Raw genomic sequence first — 16,050 nt, 5'->3', positions numbered from 1 at the left:
GGTCCCCCGTTAGAGTGCGGTTTCGCCCGATTCGCCGGTGCGAATGCGGGTTGCCGATGCGAGATCGAGCACGAAGATCTTGCCGTCGCCGATCGCTTCGGTGTTGGCGGTCTGCTGGATCGTTTCGACCACCTGCGCGGCGATATCGTCGCTGGCGGCGATCTCGAGCTTCACTTTCGGCAGCATGTTGGTCGAGTATTCCGCTCCGCGATAAATCTCGGTCTGGCCCTTCTGGCGACCGAAACCCTTGACCTCGGAAACGGTCATCCCGGCGACCCCGATGGCGCCCAGCGCTTCGCGGACCTCATCGAGCTTGAATGGTTTTATGATGGCGATGATGAACTTCATCCGTGCCCCCTTTGGCTCGCCGGGTTCCTCCCGGCAGGCCACAGGCAGCAAGAGCCGTGCCATGTCTGGAACTGTCGGGTGACGCGACGGAATCGGCAGATTCCTTCGCAGCTGCACAAAAGCACGTGCCTAAGTTTTAACCTGCTGGTTACTTTTTAGGCAATTCTAGCCGTGCCCATACCGGCAGATGGTCCGATGCCTGCATCGCCTGCCGGCTGTGATGCACTGCGGCATCGATCACTTTCCATTCGCTCGAGACGATGATCCGATCGAGCCGGGCGATCGGTCGGCGCGAAGGGAACGACGGGCCGGGCGCGCAGATCGACCAGCTTTGTCCGAATTCGCGCATCGCACCGCCGTCGCGGCCCCAATGATTGAAATCGCCCATCACGACTTGCGGGCAGGTCGTGCCGTTGCGTTCGAGCGCCGCGACGATCGCGCGCACCTGGTCGCTGCGACGGAAACCGGAAATGTCGAGATGCGCCCCGGCCACCTGGAACCGCCGACCGCCCAGCCGCAGCTCCGTGAACACCGCGCCGCGTGGCTCGAGCACCGGCAGGTCCAGCGCCCCGGCCAGCGTGAAATCGATATCGCGCCGCAGCAACAGCGCATTGCCGTGCCAGCCGATGCTGCGCCGGCGCTTGGCGACCGGCAGCGCGACCCAGCTGGTGTCGTCGAGCAGCGCGCGCGGAATGACGCTGGGCCGCTGGCCGAACCGCAGGTCGGCTTCCTGCAGGGCGATGATGTCGGCATCGATCTCGCGCAGCACCGCAATGATGCGCTCGGGATCGCGGCGCCGATCGAGCCCGACCGCCTTGTGAATGTTGTAGGTCGCGAACGTGAGCTCGATGGAACCTGCTCCCCGTGCGTTACTCGCCAGCGATGAAGCGATCGGTGGCGCGGGTCGGCAGCCCGTCGATGCTGGTGACGCGCGTTGCCATCTTGGCTTCCCACTCCGCCGGATCGGCCTGGCGGTGCGCCTTCTTGAGCGTTTCGCGCTCGCCTTCGAGGCTCATGAACGGCACGCCCCACCCGCATGATGTCTGGACGCTCTCGACTGCGATATCGAAGATCTGCCGCGTGCCGGGCATCATCGTGAAATGCGCGGCGAGCTCGTCCCAACCCTCGTCCTGCGGCAGGACTGCTTTGCCGGTGCCGTAGATGCGCAGGATCAGCGCGGGCCGCTCGAAGTTGCAGAACATCAGGGTGAGCCGGCCTTTGTCGGTCTGGGCGGCGGCAAGGTGCGCATGGGTCTCGTTGCCCGACCCGCCAAGATCGAGATAGGCGACCCGCGTCGGCGAGAGCACCCGGAACGCGTCGTAGCCCTTGGGGCTGAGATTGATCCGCCCTTCGCTCGCAGCCGTCGCGACGAAGAACACCGGCTGCTTCTCGATCATCGCGACGTGCTTGGGGTCCAGCGCATCGAAGAAGTCGGCCATCAGTCCATTCCCTTTCCAATCGTCGCCCGCACCGGGATACCCGCCGGGTCGAAATCATCGAGGCAGAAGACGTTGATCCCGACGAAGTCCGGCGTCACCCGCTTGCGGTGAAACGGGTAGATACCACAAGTCGAACAGAAAAAGTGCCGCGCCGTCATGGTGTGGAACCGGTATTCGGTGAGCGCATCGTCGCCCGCGAGCAGCTCGAAATCGCTTTCGTGCACCTTCACCATCAGCGCGTTCTTGCGCGCACAGATCGAGCAGTCGCAGGTGGTGAGTTCGGGGAAGTCGGTGGTGATCGCGAACTGTACGGCGCCGCAATGGCAGCTCCCGGTCAGCCGCTGTCGGGGCCGCGCACCGCTCACAGGAAGTCCCGCAGCACCCCGATGAAGCGATCGAACTGGTCGTGGTGCAGCCAGTGTCCGGCCTTTTCGAACTCGATCACGCTGGCAGTGTTGAAGTGTTCGAGCCGACCGTCCTTTTCCGGGTTCGAGGCCCAGCTGTCGGCGCCGTAGAGCAGCAAGGTCGGGCAGGTGATCGCCCCCCAGGTCGCTTCCATGAATTCGTCGGCGACATCCTCGACGCCCCAGACATTGAGGTGCGGGTCGAACTTCCAGCTGTAGGTCCCGTCCTCGTTGCGGTTGACCCCGTGGATCGTCAGGTGCCGGGCCTGATCCTCGGTGAGGTAGGAATTCTCCTCGATCATCCGCGCGAAAGCGGCTTCGATGGTGTCATATTTGCGCGGGGTGCGACCGGCGGCCTTGCGCTTCTTCTCGATCCATTCGCGCATCCGCTCGGGATAGGGCGTCTTGCGCTCCTCGGCCTTCCATTCGGGCGACGGGCCGAGCCCCTCGATCGCGACCAGCTTGGTCACCATGTCGGGGAACATCCCGGCATAGCGCAGCGCGACATTGCCGCCCATCGAGTGCGAGACGATCGTCACCGGCCCGCGCCCGAGCTGGTGGATCAACTGCGCGAGATCGTAGACCATGTCGTTCGAATTGTAATTGCCGTCCGACACCCAGTCGCTGTCGCCGTGCCCGCGGTGATCCATCGCGACCACGTGCCAGTCCTGCATCAGCTGCTCGGCGGTCCAGTCCCAGCTGCGCGCATGGTCGCGCCCGCCATGGACCAGCACCAGCGGCGGCTTGCCCTCATTGCCCCAGTCGAAATAGTTGAGCCGCAGGCGCTGCGAGATGAAGGTCTGGGAATTGGGGCCGGGGATGGTCATGTCCGCGCCATGCCGCGAAGTTGCGTCTCCCGCAACCTCACCTTTCCTTGGTGGCTGAGAAGGTCAGCTCCGGGTTCTTTTCGACCTGGTAGTTCACGTCCCACGGGCTCTTGGCCATGAACACGAGATCGCCGTCGCGATCCTTGGCGAGGTTTGCGCGGTTGAAGCTTTCGAACTCGTCGAGCGCTTTCTGTTCGCCCTTGATCCAGCGCGCGGTGGCGAAGGGCGAGGCTTCGAGCGCGGCTTCGACCTTGTATTCGGCCTCGAGCCGCGCGATCAGCACGTCGAGCTGGAGCTGGCCGACCACGCCGACGATGTGGTTCGCGCCGATCTCCGGATAGAACACCTGGATCACGCCCTCTTCGGACAGGTCGTCGAGCGCCTTGCGCAGCTGCTTGGTCTTGGTCGGATCCTTGAGCTGCACGCGGCGCAGGATTTCCGGCGCGAAGTTCGGCAGGCCGGTGAACCGCACCTGATCTTTTTCGGAAAGCGTATCGCCCACTCGCAGCGTCCCGTGGTTGGGAATGCCGATGATGTCGCCCGCCTCGGCGGTGTCGGCGATCTCGCGGTCCTGCGCAAAGAACAGGATCGGCGAATGGATCGCGATCGGTTTGCCCAGACCGCTCGGCGTCAGTTTCATCCCGCGTTTGAACGTGCCCGAAACCTGCCGCATGAACGCGATCCGGTCGCGGTGGTTCGGATCCATGTTGGCCTGCACCTTGAAGATGAAGCCGGTCACCTCGTCGCGGGTCGGTTCGATCTGCTCTTCACCCGCAGGCTGCGCGCGCGGCGGCGGGGCGTGCCTGGCGATGGCATCGATCAGTTCCTCGACACCGAAATTCTTTAGCGCCGAGCCGAAATAGACCGGGGTGAGATCGCCATTGCGATAGGCCTCGAGGTCGAATTCCGGGTAGCCGATCTGCGCGAGTTCGACATTCTCGGCAACCTCTTCGGGCAGCTCGAAATCGCTCTTGCGCGTGCCGAGGAACTCCTTGCTTCCGCCTTCGGGCACCGCGACCTTGCCGGTGGCGAAATCGAGCACGCCCTGGAATTGCCCGCCCATTCCGACCGGGTACATCTGCGGGCTGACGTCGAGCGCGAGCATGTCGGCGATCTCGTCGAGCAGCTCGAACACCGGACGGCCCTCGCGATCGACCTTGTTGACGAAGGTGATGATCGGCACCGAGCGCAACCGGCACACTTCGAACAGCTTGCGCGTCTGCGGCTCGATCCCCTTGGCCGCATCGATCACCATGATCGCGCTGTCGACGGCGGTCAGCGTGCGGTAGGTATCTTCGGAAAAGTCCTCGTGACCGGGCGTGTCGAGCAGGTTGAAGGTGATCGTCTCCCCTTCGTATTCCTTCTCGAACGTCATCACCGACGACGTGACCGAGATACCGCGCTGCTGCTCGATCTTCATCCAGTCCGAGCGCGCTCGCCGCTGCTGCCCGCGCGCCTTGACCTCACCCGCTAAATGGATCGCGCCGCCCTGAAGCAGCAGCTTCTCGGTCAGCGTGGTCTTGCCCGCGTCGGGGTGCGAGATGATCGCGAAGGTTCGGCGATTGGACATACGAATTCGGCGCGCGGATCAACCGCGCAGCTCCGCTCCTTGCTTCGCCGCCGCCGCGACAACCGCGTCCGAAATCGCCTTGAGATCGGCGTCCTTGTAGCTTTTGTCCTGCGGTTGCAGCGTCACTTCGAGTGCGAGCGACTTTGTGCCTTCGGGCAGGCTGCCGCCGGTGAACTGGTCGAAGATGCGGGCGTCGACGATGTTGGACTTGTCCGCGCCCCTGACCGCGCGCAGCAACTCGCCTGCAGGAAGATCCGCAGGCACCACGAACGCGAAGTCGCGGGTGACGGCTTGCAGCGCGGGCGGCGCAAAGGTGGCGCGCGCAAATCCGGCGGCTCCCTTCTTCGCGGGGATCGCGTCGAGGAACAGCTCGACCGCTGCGACCGGACCATCGAGATCGAACGCCTTCAGCGTCGCCGGATGCAGCATGCCGAAGCGCGCCAGCACCTTTTTCGGACCGAGCCGGAGCGTTGCCGACTGGCCGGGATGGAATTGCTCGCCAGCCTCACCCATCACCATCAGCTTGTCGGCCGGGGCACCCGCCGTTTCGAGCAGCGACAGCGCCAGCGCCTTGGCGTCGAACGCGTCGAAATGGGTCGCCTTGCCGCTGGCCCAGCCGCGTGCGGTCTTCTCACCCGCGAGCACGATGCCGAGTGTCGCGCGCTCATCGCTCATCCCGTCTTGCCCGCGGAAATAGCGCCGCCCCAGCTCGAACAGCCGCGTGCCCGCCGCACCGCGATCGGCGTTGCGCTTGGCAGCGACCAACAGGCCGGGCAGCAGCGAGGGGCGCATGACCTTCATGTCCTCGCTGATCGGATTGGCGAGCGTCCACAGATCGTCTGTCGCGGTGAAATGCGCCGCTTCCGCCTCGGGCAGGAACGACCATGTCACCGCTTCGTCGAGCCCGCTGGCCGCAGCCGCGCGGCGTAGCTTGCGCTCCGTAACCTGTTCGGGCGAGGCGGTCGGGCGGGCGACACCTTCGGCCCGGGGCAATGCCACGCTTTCGACTGTGTCGAGGCCGTGGATGCGCACGACCTCCTCGACCAGATCGGCGGTGCCTTCGATATCGTGGCGGCGCGGCGGGCAGGTGACCTGCCACGCCTGCCCCGGACTTGATCCGGGGTCCGAAACCGCGAAATCGAGGTTTTCGAGGATGCGACGCTGTTCCTCGGGCGGCACCTCTACGCCGCCCAGACGTGTGGTCTGGCCGGCATCGAATTGCAGCACCTTGGCCTCGCTCGGCGGTGCGCCCGCATGCACGGCTTCGCTCGCCGTGCCGCCCGCCAGTTCGACAATCAGCCCGGTCAGCAGGTCCAGCCCGTCAGCAAGGAATTCGGGATCGACCCCGCGCTCGAACCGGGTGCGCGCATCGCTCGCTAGGCCCAGCTTGCGCCCGGTCACCCCGATCGTCGGCGGATCGAAATAGGCGATCTCGAGCAGCACATCGGTGGTGTCGTCCTGCACCCCCGAATTCTCGCCGCCCATGATCCCCGCGATATCGTGAACTTCCTTCTCGTCGGCGATGACCGTCATGGTCTCATCGAGCGTGTAGGTCTTTTCGTTGAGCGCCAGCACCTGCTCGCCCGGCTTGGCGCGCCGCGCGACCACCGCACCGTGCAGCCTGGCGAGGTCATAGGCGTGCGCCGGGCGGCCATAGGCGAGCATCAGGTAGTTGGTGAGATCGACCAGCAACGAGATCGGGCGCTGGCCCGCGCTCTTGAGCCGCTGTTGCAGCCAGTCGGGTGAAGGTCCATTCTTAACGCCGGTGATCACGCGGCCATAGAAGGCCGGGCAGCCTGCCGGATCGTCGGTGCGGATTTCGACAGGGCATGAGCCTTCAGCCGTGAACTCGGGGAAAGCTATCGGCTTCAATGTCCCCAGCCCCGCCGCCGCGAGGTCGCGGGCGATGCCGTAGATACCCATGCAGTCCGGGCGGTTGGGCGTGATCGCCACGTCGATGACCGGCGAAGAGCCCTGGTAATCGGCAAAGCTGTGGCCGACCGGCGCATCCTCGGGCAGCTCGATGATGCCGTCGTGCTCGTCGCCAAGCTCGAGCTCTCGCACCGAGCACATCATGCCGTTCGACTCGACGCCGCGGATTGCGCTCTTGCGCAGCTCCATGCCGTTGGCGGGCACCACCGCGCCCGGCAGGCCGAGCACGCCCTTCATCCCGGCGCGGGCATTGGGCGCGCCGCACACGACCTGCAGCGGATCGCCCTCGCCGGTGTCGACGGTGAGCACCTGCAGCTTGTCGGCATCGGGGTGTTTCTCGGCGGTCAGCACTTCGGCCACGCGGAAGCCAGCGAGCCGCTCGGCCGGGTCCTCGACGCCTTCGACTTCGAGGCCGATGGCATTGAGCGCATCTACGATTTCCTGAAGCGACGCCTCGGTTTCGAGGTGGTCCTTCAGCCAGGTGAGCGAGAACTTCATGCGCGTGCTCCCACTCCAGCGGAGAGCGTCGGCTGGTCGAACGGCGAGAAGCCGTAATGCGCCAACCAGCGCGGATCGCCGTCGAAGAAGGCGCGCAAATCATCCATGCCGTATTTCAGCATCGCGAGCCGATCGACGCCCAGCCCCCAGGCAAAGCCCTGCCACCGGTCGGGATCGAAGCCGCCCATTTCGAGCACGCGGCGATTGACCATGCCGCTGCCGAGCAGCTCCATCCAGTCGTGACCTTCGTCATCGCCGTGGCCGCCGACCACGCGGCGACCGTTCTCGTTGGCATAGCCGACATCGACTTCGACGCTCGGTTCGGTGAACGGAAAGTAGGAGGGGCGCAGCCGCAGCACGATATCCTCGCGCTCGAAAAACGCCTTGAGGAAGGTCTCGAGCGTCCATTTCAGGTGGCCGAGATGGATGCCCTCGTCGATCACCAGACCTTCGACCTGGTGGAACATCGGCGTGTGCGTCGCGTCGCTATCGGAGCGGTAGACCCGGCCCGGCGCGATGATGCGCACCGGCGCGCCGCCGGGATTGGCGGCAGCGATTTCCTTCATCGTACGGATCTGCACCGGCGACGTGTGCGTGCGCAGCAGCATTCGTTTCTGGCCTGCCGCTTCGCTACTTGAGGCCGCGTCGCCACCATCGGGCGCGGTGTCCGGGAAGTAGAAAGTGTCGTGCATCGCCCGCGCCGGATGGCTCTCGTCCATGTTGAGCGCGGTGAAGTTGTGCCAGTCGTCCTCGATCTCCGGCCCGGTCGCGACCGCGAAACCGAGATCGGCAAAGATTTCCGCCAGCTCGTCCATCACCTGGCTGACCGGGTGGATCGTGCCGACGGGCATGACCGGCGCGGGCAGCGTCAGGTCGATCGTCTCGTTAGCCAGCTGCGCTTCGAGCGCGGCGGCTTCGAGCGTGGCCTTCTTGCTCTCGATCGCGTCGGCGATGGCGCTGCGCACGGCCTGGATCGCGGGTGCCGCCTGCTGGCGTTGGTCGGGGCTCATCCCGCCGAGCGATTTCAGGGCAAGGCTTACCCATCCCTTCTTGCCCAGCGCAGCCACCCGCTCCGCATCGAGCGCGTCGAGCGAATCGGTTTCTTCGATAGCGGCGAGCGCCGCCTCTTTCTGTGGTGTCAGATCAGTCATGATGTGCTCAGTCGATTGAGCGGGTCCGCTAGCGGCAATTGCCCCGAGTTGCAAAGCGCGTTTGGCCTGTTTGCCGCGATTCCCCGTACCGCGTGGCCAATCAGTCTGCCGGCTTCGGTTCGTGCAGGCCTTGCACCGCCTCGCCCGCGATCTCCATCCGCGCGCGCGCCGCCGCCACCAGCAGAGGCTTGTCGAGCTTGGCGTAAGTGGTCGGCGCCATGCCCATGAAGCGCTTGAAGTCCCGCACGAAATGCGCCTGGTCGTGATAACGGTGATCCAGCGTGCTCAGCCATTTGAGCGAGGGATCGAGCATGAACTGCGCGAGGCTCCGCAGGAATCGCTGCCGCCGCAGCAGAAGTTTGGGCGTGAAGCCGAAAGCGCGGCGACACAACCGTTCGAGCGATCGGACGTTCATGTCGACCCGCTGCGCGAGATCGGCAACCGTGGCGGTCTCCGGATCTACCAGCGCGGCGTTGACCGCGGTGATCGCGGCGGCGTTCCGCAGCGTGCCCGTGGCCGCGGCGTCGGCCAGCCCGGCCATATGCGTCTCGATCGACTTCAGGCCGTCGGCGAACCCGCCAGCCCCTGTCGCAAGCGCCCGGGCGAGCGAGTGGAACCGCGCGAACGCCGGGTCGGACAGGCCATCGACCACGCGGTCGGCGTAATCGCCCGCCTCGCCGCCCATGAACGCGGCCCAGCCGAGCGGCATCAGGCCGATGCCCCAGCTTCCGCCCGACGCGACGCGAAAGCGACAGGCGCGGCTGGTCGGGCCGGTGACCGCGAAAGCAGGCATTGGTTCCAACAGCGCCGAACCGATCGATCCCTCGGTCGAACCGGCCGGCAGAAAGCGCAAGTTCGGCCATTCGGGATGAAGCCGATCCTCGAGCCACGGCTCGCCGGGTGAGCAGCGCACTTCGGTCCGGTAATAGGTCGTTATGAACGGGCGAAGCCGTTCTTCGGGAAGCGCAAAACGGATCGTGACTGCCGGACCATCGACTGCAGCATTCATGACGCCGGGATCATCGCGATGGACGGTCGAGTGTCTGCGCCGCGCTGCCCCAGACCCGCGCCCGGGCCTCCATGAACGACGCGATGATCGGGTGGTCGAGGCTGGCGTACTGGCTCGGATTCATCGTCATGAACTCATGGAATTCGCGGGTGAATTGGGCCTGATCATGATAATCGCGGTCCATCGCTTCTGTCCAGCGGGTGCCCTGATGCAGCATGTAGCTGGTCAGGCTGCGCATGAAGCGCTGGCGCCGCATCAGGAGCTTCGGGGTGAAGCCGAAATAGCGCTGGCACACCCGCTCGAGCGTGCGGATGCTCATCGCACATGCATCGGCCATATCGCCAACCGCGGTGAAGGAGCCGGAGACCAGCGCGTCGTTGACCCGGACGATCTTGGCTTCATCGCGGTTGCGGCGCATCAGCCGACCGAGGATGGCGATCATCGCCTCGAGCTGGCTCTCGACATCGAGCGCCGGATCGCACAGCGGCTCGGACAGTTCGTCGAACCGGGCGAAGGCGGGATGCGTCGTTCCGTCGAACGCGGTGTTGGCGAACTCGCGGGCCTCGGCATCGACGAACCGCGCCCAGCCGAGCGGGAGCAGGCCGACTCCCCACATTCGCGAGCTTCCCAGCTCGAACTCGCACGGCAACGAGCTTGGCCCGGTGGCGCTGAAGCGCGCCCCGCCGACCTGCGAGCGGCCGATCCTGGCGATCGGGAGGCTTCCCGAGAAGAACCGGACGTTGGCCCATTCGGGCAGCAGGTAATCGTGAATCGTCCCGCCATCGGGCACGTCGAGCGTCAGGTGGTAGAACGTCGTAAAGCAGCCGTCGAACTGGCTCGGCGGCTGGTGGAAGCGGCTGACTACCGTTTCCTTCGCGCCCGTCGCGTTTGCTTCACCCAACCCCATCGCGACTGGTGTGCGCGATGTGGCGCATTTTTACAAGCCATTTGGCGCAATCCTACAAGCGAAAGGGGCGCCGGTCACAACGACCGACGCCCCCGTTTCCGTAGCGTCCGCGCGCCCGGTCAGGCGGGAAGCGCGTCTTTCGCCTGGGCGATGATCGCCTTGAAGGCGGCTTCTTCGTTCATCGCGAGATCGGCCATCACCTTGCGGTCGAGCTCAATCCCGGCGAGCTTCGCGCCGTGCATGAACTGCGAATAGGTGAGACCTTCGGCGCGCACTGCCGCGTTGATGCGCTGGATCCACAGCGCGCGGAAGTTGCGCTTCTTGATCTTGCGATCGCGATAGGCGTACTGGCCGGCCTTCTCGACCGCCTGACGCGCGATACGAATGGTGTTCTTGCGACGACCGCGATAGCCCTTGGCCTGGTCCAGCAGTCGCTTGTGCTTGGCGCGAGTGGTCACGCCGCGTTTGATGCGAGGCATATCAGCTTCTCCTTAGATCGCGATCAATCGAGCCCGTAAGGGGCCCATTTCTTCACCGTCTTGGTGTCGGCGTCCGACAGGACGGTGGTGCCGCGGTTCTGGCGGATATACTTCGCGTTGTGGCTGATCAGACGGTGGCGCTTGCCCGCGACACCATGCTTGACCTTGCCCGTTGCGGTGATCTTGAAGCGTTTCTTCACACCGCTCTTGGTCTTGAGCTTGGGCATTTTCATCTCCTTGGTCAGAGACACGTAGAAACCGGCCCTGGCAGCCCTTTCAGCCAGGCAGGTCGTGTGATTCGTGTCGTTGAAGGCCGCGCACATAAGGGCGAGACCGCTCGTAGGCAAGCGTTTTGCGCCCATTCGGAAGCGCTCGCAAAGGCGGAAACCTACCCCATCGCCTCCAGCACATCCTCCAGCCGCGCGGGGTCGCCCAGCGCCAGCACCGTTCCGTCGCTGCCCGCGTCGAGCGGGTTGCCCTGCCAGTCGGCCATCATTCCGCCCGCCCCTTCGACCACCGGGACCAGCGCGGCGTAATCGTAGACCTTGAGCCCGGTCTCGATCACCAGATCGAGGTGCCCGCTGGCCAGCAGCGCGTAATTGTAGCAATCGCCGCCATAAACCGGCCACGGGCGCTTGGGATAGGCGTTGGCAATGATGTTGAGATAGGCATCGGATTGCTGCGCGTCGAAACAATGCGGGCTGGTGGTGGCGACCGACATGCCCTCGATCGCCGGGCACGATCGGGTTTTGACCGGTTTGCCATTGAACAGGGTGCCGTCGCCGATACGCCCGACCCAGCGTTCGCGCTGGATCGGCTGGTCGATCACGCCCAGCACCGGCCAGCCATCCTGCATCAGCGCGATCAACGTGCCGAACATCGCCCTGCCAGCAACAAAACTTTGCGTGCCGTCGATCGGATCGAGCACCCATTGCCGCCCGGCGCCTTCGTTTCGGGTGCCGTATTCCTCGCCGATGATCCCGTCGTCCGGACAGACCTGTTCGATGATCGCGCGCATCGCCGCTTCGGCAGCGCGGTCGGCATCGGTCACGGCCGAATGGTCCGCCTTGGTCTCTGCCTGCCAGTCGCCACGGAACAGCGGGCGGATGGCTTCTCCCGCAGCATCGGCGAGGCGGTTGGCGAGAGCCAGATCGGAATTTCTCATTTCGCTCCAGACGCGCTATAGGATCAGCCGGGATCGCAGATAACCCATTGATGTTTCGTTGCCCGGTGCATCGAGGGGTCGCCTTCGGGGGCACGATAACAATGACCGCAACCAGCGATAGGCGCGAAGGTGGCTCCTCCACAAGTCCCTCGATTCGCTCGATGCTCGGCCAGACCCCGACCGGCGAACCGCTGTCGGCCAACCGCGCGCCTGCAGTGGATCTCGCGCCATGGATCGCGCAGGTTTACGCGACCAAGGTCGAGATGGGCCCGGACGACGTGATCAGCTGCGGGCTGCTCGCCGACACGCCGATCTTGCGGGTGCTGTTTTCCGGCGACTGGACCGCGCAGACCCGCGACGGCAACGGGCGCTACGGCCCTTCGGCGCTGTTTTTCGGCGCGCAGACGAAGCGCATGGCGGTAACGGTTAAGGGCAGCTTCGAAACGATCGGAATTGCGCTGAAGCCCGGAGCGGTGACCGCGCTGGGCGGGCCGGAAGTGTCCGAAACGCTCGACCGGATCATCCTGTACGACCATATCTACGGGCACCGGGAGTGGGGCACGAGCGCGCAAATGATCGAATGGCTCGGCACGGAAGGCCCTCCCGATCGCTGGCTGACCGTTGCTGAAAAGCTGCTGCGCCAGCTGGTCGAGCGTGCGGGCGGCGAACGGCCGCATCCGATCATCGAAGAGTTCGACAAGGCGGTGTTCGCCGATCCCAATCTGTCGATCCGCGACTTCGTTACCGAACACGACATCGAGACGCGGAGTTTCGAGCGGCTGATCAAGCGTGCCTATGGCCAGACCGCGAAGCAGGTTCTGCGACGCGCGCGCGCGCTCGATATCGCGGCGCACTTGCGCGGTGTGGCCGACGACAACGAGGCCGAGGAGGCGGCGCTCAGATTCTTCGACCAGTCGCACATGATCCGCGAGTTCCAGGCGTTCTTCGGCATGACTCCGCGGCAATTCGCGGCGACCCCGCAGCCGTTCATGACGATGACGCTCGAAGCCCGGCAGGCGCGCCGGCACGAAGTTCTGGGGCTAAGCCAGCCGGGCGAGCTGCCGCCGTGGCGCAAGCGGGACTAGGATTGCCGGACCGCTAGCGATCGGCCCAGTAGGCGTAGGCTTCGCGTTGGCGCTCAGCGATATAGGCTTTGGCCTCCGCTCCTTCCCACTCCAGCGGGAAATCATCCGCCAGGTGCGAGCGCGAGACGAACCAGCCTTGCCCGGGCAATCCATCCGATTGCCGCACAACCAGCACCGCCAGCCCCGGTTCCCCAGCCACGCGCCCGTCCTCGTCGATCGCGTCGAGCACGGTGCACAACTGCCGCATCAACGGGCGGGTGAAGCGATGCCCTAGCAGGCCCAGCATCTGCGAATAGGTCAGCGGATTGCGAGCGCGCGCCGCTCCGATCAGGATTTCACGGATTTCTTTTTTGTCGAATTTCATTCGACTTCCGCACTCGCATCCGCGAGCGCGGTCTCCTCGCTCATGCGATCAAAGATCGCGTCGCTGCGGGCGCGCCGTCGCGCTTGCGGTCGCTGCGCGACCGTCACCATCCCTCAATCGAACAGGCTGGAGACCGAGCTCTCATCCGCAATCCTCCGGATCGCCTCGCCTACCAAAGGGGCGATGGTGAGGATGCGGATGCGTTCCGACTGGTCCGCCGCTTCGGTCGGGCGGATCGAATCTGTGATGACCAGCTCCTTGAGCGCCGACCCGTCGATCCGCGCCACCGCGCCGCCCGACAGCACACCGTGGGTGATATAGGCGGCGACCGACTTCGCACCGTTTTCGAGCAGCGCTTCGGCGGCGTTGCACAGCGTTCCGCCCGAATCGACGATATCGTCGATCATGATGCAGTGCCGGCCCTGCACGTCGCCGATGATGTTCATCACTTCGCTCTCGCCCGGCCGGTCGCGGCGCTTGTCGACGATCGCCAGCGGCGCGTTATCGAGCCGCTTGGCGAGCGCGCGGGCGCGCACCACACCGCCGACATCGGGGGAAACAACCATCAGGTCCTGATCACCGTAGCGCGCCTGAATGTCGGCGGCCATCACCGGCGCGGCGTAGAGATTGTCGGTCGGAATATCGAAGAAGCCCTGGATCTGCCCGGCGTGGAGATCGACCGCGAGCACCCGGTCGGCCCCGGCCTGCGTCACCAGATTGGCAACCAGCTTGGCCGAGATCGGCGTGCGCGGGCCGGGCTTGCGGTCCTGCCGGGCATAGCCGAAATAGGGGACGACCGCCGTGATCCGCTTCGCCGAAGCTCGCCGCAGCGCATCGATGCAGATCAGCAGTTCCATCAAGTTGTCGTTGGCCGGAAAGCTGGTCGGCTGGACGAGGAACACGTCCTCGCCGCGGACATTCTCGTGAATCTCGACGAACACTTCCTCGTCGGCGAAGCGGCGGACGCTGGCATCGGTAAGCGGGATTTCGAGATAGGCCGCGATCGCGCGGGCGAGCGGCAGGTTCGAATTGCCCGACATGATTTTCATGATGCGAATCCCCGATGGATGGACTGGCACTCGCCTAGCCGAGAGTCATGGAAACGCAACAGAGGGTGGGCGCGCTTTTTCCAGAACCGCGCTACCCGGCGCGGTGCTCGCCCCTGATCCAGCGCACCGTCCCGCTCGACGCGCGCATCACAACGCTGTGGGTCGTCATCCGCCCGCCGCGCAGGCGCTTGACCCCGTCGAGCAGCGAACCGGAGGTCACGCCCGTGGCGGCGAAGATGCAGTCGCCCTTCACCAGATCCTGACGGGTGTAGATACGATCGAGGTCTTCAATCCCCCACTTGCGCGCGCGCGCTTTCTCGTCGTCGTTGCGGAACACCAGCCGCCCGTTGAACTGCCCCCCACACAGGTCAGCGCCGCCGCCGCGAGCACGCCCTCGGGGGCGCCGCCCTGGCCCATATACATGTCGATCGTGGTGTCCTCGTCGGTCGTCGCGATAACCCCGGCGACATCGCCGTCGCCGATCAGGACGACGCCGCAACCGAGCGCGCGCAGCTCGGCAATGAGATCGGCATGGCGCGGACGGTCGAGCACGCAGACGATGATGTCGGCCGGTGCGACCCCCTTCGCCCCGGCTACCGCCGTCACGTTTTCGGTCGGGGTTTTGGCCAGATCGATGATCCCCTCGGGATAGCCGGGGCCGACCGCAATCTTGTCCATGTAGACGTCGGGCGCGTTGAGCAGGCAGCCCTGCTCCGCCGCCGCCAGCACCGCCAGCGCGTTCGGCCCGGCCTTCGCCGTGATGGTGGTGCCTTCGAGCGGGTCGAGCGCGATATCGATCTTGGGCCCCTTCCCCGGAGCTCCGCCGACCTTCTCGCCGATATAGAGCATCGGGGCCTCGTCGCGTTCGCCCTCGCCGATCACCACCGTCCCGTCCATGTACAGCGTGTCGAACGCGCGCCGCATCGCCTCGACCGCGGCGGCATCGGCAGCTTTCTCGTCGCCGCGCCCGATCAGCTGCGAGGCCGCGACCGCAGCCGCTTCGGTCACCCGCACCATTTCGAGCACCAGCACCCGGTCAAGCGCGTTGTTGCCGGCGGGTTCCTTCGCGGCGAGCACATCGGTAGTATCGGGAATATTCATGCGAAATTCAGCCTCCGCTCGCATTCATCGGGTCCCCGCGCTTACGCCGAAGGAGACGGGCTTGTCGAGCAATGCCGCGCCCGTCTTTCGCAGTTATGCGGTGTGTCTGAGCGTTTGCGGAGCGGTTCTCCTCTCCAGCCCGGCGCGCGCGCAGGACGAGGCCGCCACGGTTGCCTCTGCGGACGCTGCCGAGGGCGCAGCGGAGGAATCGTCGCCGCCTCGCGCGTCCCCCCCGATCAACATCCTCATCACCGTCCCGCGCGGCGAGGTCAACGAGGCGCAGGCGCAGGAATGCGAGGACCGCGAGGACGCGGCGACGATAAGCGGCGATATCGTGGTGTGCCGCAGACTGGGTGACAGCGGCGAGAATTCCTACAGCGGCAGCCGCACCGAAGCGCAAAAGCGCTATGCCGAAGAGACCGCGTTCGCGGGCGACATCCGTGCGCCGGATGTGGCGGGCGGCGGCATCTTTCGCGGCCCGGCGACGATTTCCGGCCAGTGCCTGATCCCGCCCTGCCCGCCGCCACCGGCGCTGTTGATCGATGTCGAGGCGCTGCCCGAAGCGCCCGAAGGATCCGACGCAGACCGGATCGCGCGCGGACTCCCGCCGCTGGGGCAGGACGAGAACCTGACCGAAGACGAAATCCGCAAGCGCCGCGAGGCGCTCGGCCTGCCGCCGCCGCGGTTCGAGCAACCACCGGAGTAGCGATTGACGGGGCGCT

17 protein-coding genes and 1 pseudogene are annotated in these 16,050 nt (G+C 65.5%); 2 read left to right on the top strand and 16 right to left on the bottom strand.

Annotated features, from left to right (window positions below):
- Positions 1-9: 9 nt before the first annotated feature.
- The 13 genes from KDC96_RS14130 to KDC96_RS14070 all read right to left on the bottom strand — a co-directional run bounded on the left by KDC96_RS14130 (position 10) and on the right by KDC96_RS14070 (position 11,729).
- Positions 10-348, bottom strand: coding sequence for a P-II family nitrogen regulator (locus KDC96_RS14130; protein WP_034955711.1), 339 nt, complete (start codon positions 346-348; stop codon positions 10-12).
- Between the two features lie 148 nt (positions 349-496).
- On the bottom strand, positions 497-1,171 hold the full coding sequence (locus KDC96_RS14125; protein WP_371815563.1) for an endonuclease/exonuclease/phosphatase family protein: 675 nt from the start codon (positions 1,169-1,171) through the stop codon (positions 497-499).
- A gap of 46 nt (positions 1,172-1,217) precedes the next feature.
- Complete coding sequence (locus KDC96_RS14120; RefSeq protein WP_212449020.1) at positions 1,218-1,787, bottom strand: pyridoxamine 5'-phosphate oxidase family protein; 570 nt, start codon at positions 1,785-1,787, stop codon at positions 1,218-1,220.
- A complete protein-coding gene (locus tag KDC96_RS14115; RefSeq protein WP_249171815.1) occupies positions 1,787-2,152 on the bottom strand; it encodes a GFA family protein in 366 nt (121 codons plus the stop codon). Before KDC96_RS14115 ends, KDC96_RS14120 begins: the two co-directional genes overlap by 1 nt.
- The gene (locus KDC96_RS14110) at positions 2,149-3,018 is read right to left on the bottom strand and encodes an alpha/beta fold hydrolase (protein WP_212449019.1); all 870 of its coding nucleotides are present in this window, start codon (positions 3,016-3,018) and stop codon (positions 2,149-2,151) included. The genes KDC96_RS14115 and KDC96_RS14110 overlap by 4 nt, the downstream gene beginning before the upstream one ends.
- 37 nt (positions 3,019-3,055) lie before the next feature.
- Positions 3,056-4,588: a peptide chain release factor 3 gene (locus tag KDC96_RS14105; RefSeq protein WP_212449018.1), complete on the bottom strand. Its 1,533-nt coding sequence runs from the start codon at positions 4,586-4,588 to the stop codon at positions 3,056-3,058.
- 18 nt (positions 4,589-4,606) lie between these two features.
- Positions 4,607-7,018 carry a phenylalanine--tRNA ligase subunit beta gene (gene pheT, locus KDC96_RS14100; protein ID WP_212449017.1) on the bottom strand — a complete coding sequence of 804 codons (2,412 nt, stop codon included), beginning with the start codon at positions 7,016-7,018 and terminating at the stop codon, positions 4,607-4,609.
- On the bottom strand, positions 7,015-8,169 hold the full coding sequence (gene pheS / locus KDC96_RS14095; protein ID WP_212449016.1) for a phenylalanine--tRNA ligase subunit alpha: 1,155 nt from the start codon (positions 8,167-8,169) through the stop codon (positions 7,015-7,017). Before pheS ends, pheT begins: the two co-directional genes overlap by 4 nt.
- Before the next feature lie 100 nt (positions 8,170-8,269).
- Complete coding sequence (locus tag KDC96_RS14090) at positions 8,270-9,178, bottom strand: AraC family transcriptional regulator (protein WP_212449015.1); 909 nt, start codon at positions 9,176-9,178, stop codon at positions 8,270-8,272.
- 10 nt (positions 9,179-9,188) lie between these two features.
- On the bottom strand, positions 9,189-10,079 hold the full coding sequence (locus tag KDC96_RS14085) for an AraC family transcriptional regulator (protein ID WP_249171814.1): 891 nt from the start codon (positions 10,077-10,079) through the stop codon (positions 9,189-9,191).
- Positions 10,080-10,204: 125 nt separating this feature from the next.
- Entirely contained in the window at positions 10,205-10,564 is a 360-nt protein-coding gene (rplT, locus tag KDC96_RS14080) for a 50S ribosomal protein L20 (protein ID WP_212449013.1), read from the bottom strand.
- Positions 10,565-10,587: 23 nt separating this feature from the next.
- Complete coding sequence (gene rpmI / locus KDC96_RS14075) at positions 10,588-10,791, bottom strand: 50S ribosomal protein L35 (protein ID WP_212449012.1); 204 nt, start codon at positions 10,789-10,791, stop codon at positions 10,588-10,590.
- 161 nt (positions 10,792-10,952) lie between these two features.
- Positions 10,953-11,729 (bottom strand): inositol monophosphatase family protein, encoded by a 777-nt coding sequence (locus KDC96_RS14070; RefSeq protein ID WP_212449011.1) that lies wholly within the window; start codon positions 11,727-11,729, stop codon positions 10,953-10,955.
- Between the two features lie 161 nt (positions 11,730-11,890).
- On the opposite strand from KDC96_RS14070, the gene KDC96_RS14065 reads away from it, so the two are divergent.
- Entirely contained in the window at positions 11,891-12,814 is a 924-nt protein-coding gene (locus KDC96_RS14065) for a helix-turn-helix domain-containing protein (protein WP_212449010.1), read from the top strand.
- Positions 12,815-12,827: 13 nt separating this feature from the next.
- Here the strand turns inward: KDC96_RS14065 and KDC96_RS14060 are convergent, their stop codons facing one another.
- The 3 genes and pseudogenes from KDC96_RS14060 to glpX form a co-directional block, all read right to left on the bottom strand.
- Positions 12,828-13,178 carry a ribose-phosphate pyrophosphokinase gene (locus tag KDC96_RS14060; protein WP_212449009.1) on the bottom strand — a complete coding sequence of 117 codons (351 nt, stop codon included), beginning with the start codon at positions 13,176-13,178 and terminating at the stop codon, positions 12,828-12,830.
- A 113-nt stretch (positions 13,179-13,291) separates the two neighbouring features.
- Positions 13,292-14,227, bottom strand: a complete 936-nt coding sequence (locus tag KDC96_RS14055) for a ribose-phosphate pyrophosphokinase (protein WP_212449008.1) — start codon at positions 14,225-14,227, stop codon at positions 13,292-13,294.
- Positions 14,228-14,318: 91 nt separating this feature from the next.
- Positions 14,319-15,328, bottom strand: a pseudogene (gene glpX / locus KDC96_RS14050) (class II fructose-bisphosphatase).
- Between the two features lie 61 nt (positions 15,329-15,389).
- Here glpX and KDC96_RS14045 point away from each other — a divergent pair.
- A complete protein-coding gene (locus tag KDC96_RS14045) occupies positions 15,390-16,034 on the top strand; it encodes a hypothetical protein (protein ID WP_212449007.1) in 645 nt (214 codons plus the stop codon).
- Positions 16,035-16,050 lie beyond the last annotated feature (16 nt).

Source organism: Erythrobacter sp. JK5 (genome assembly GCF_018205975.1).
In the GTDB taxonomy this organism is placed as follows: Bacteria; Pseudomonadota; Alphaproteobacteria; order Sphingomonadales; family Sphingomonadaceae; genus Erythrobacter.
The sequence above is the reverse complement of the archived record's forward strand: the minus strand, read 5'-3'. Positions and strand labels throughout refer to the sequence as shown.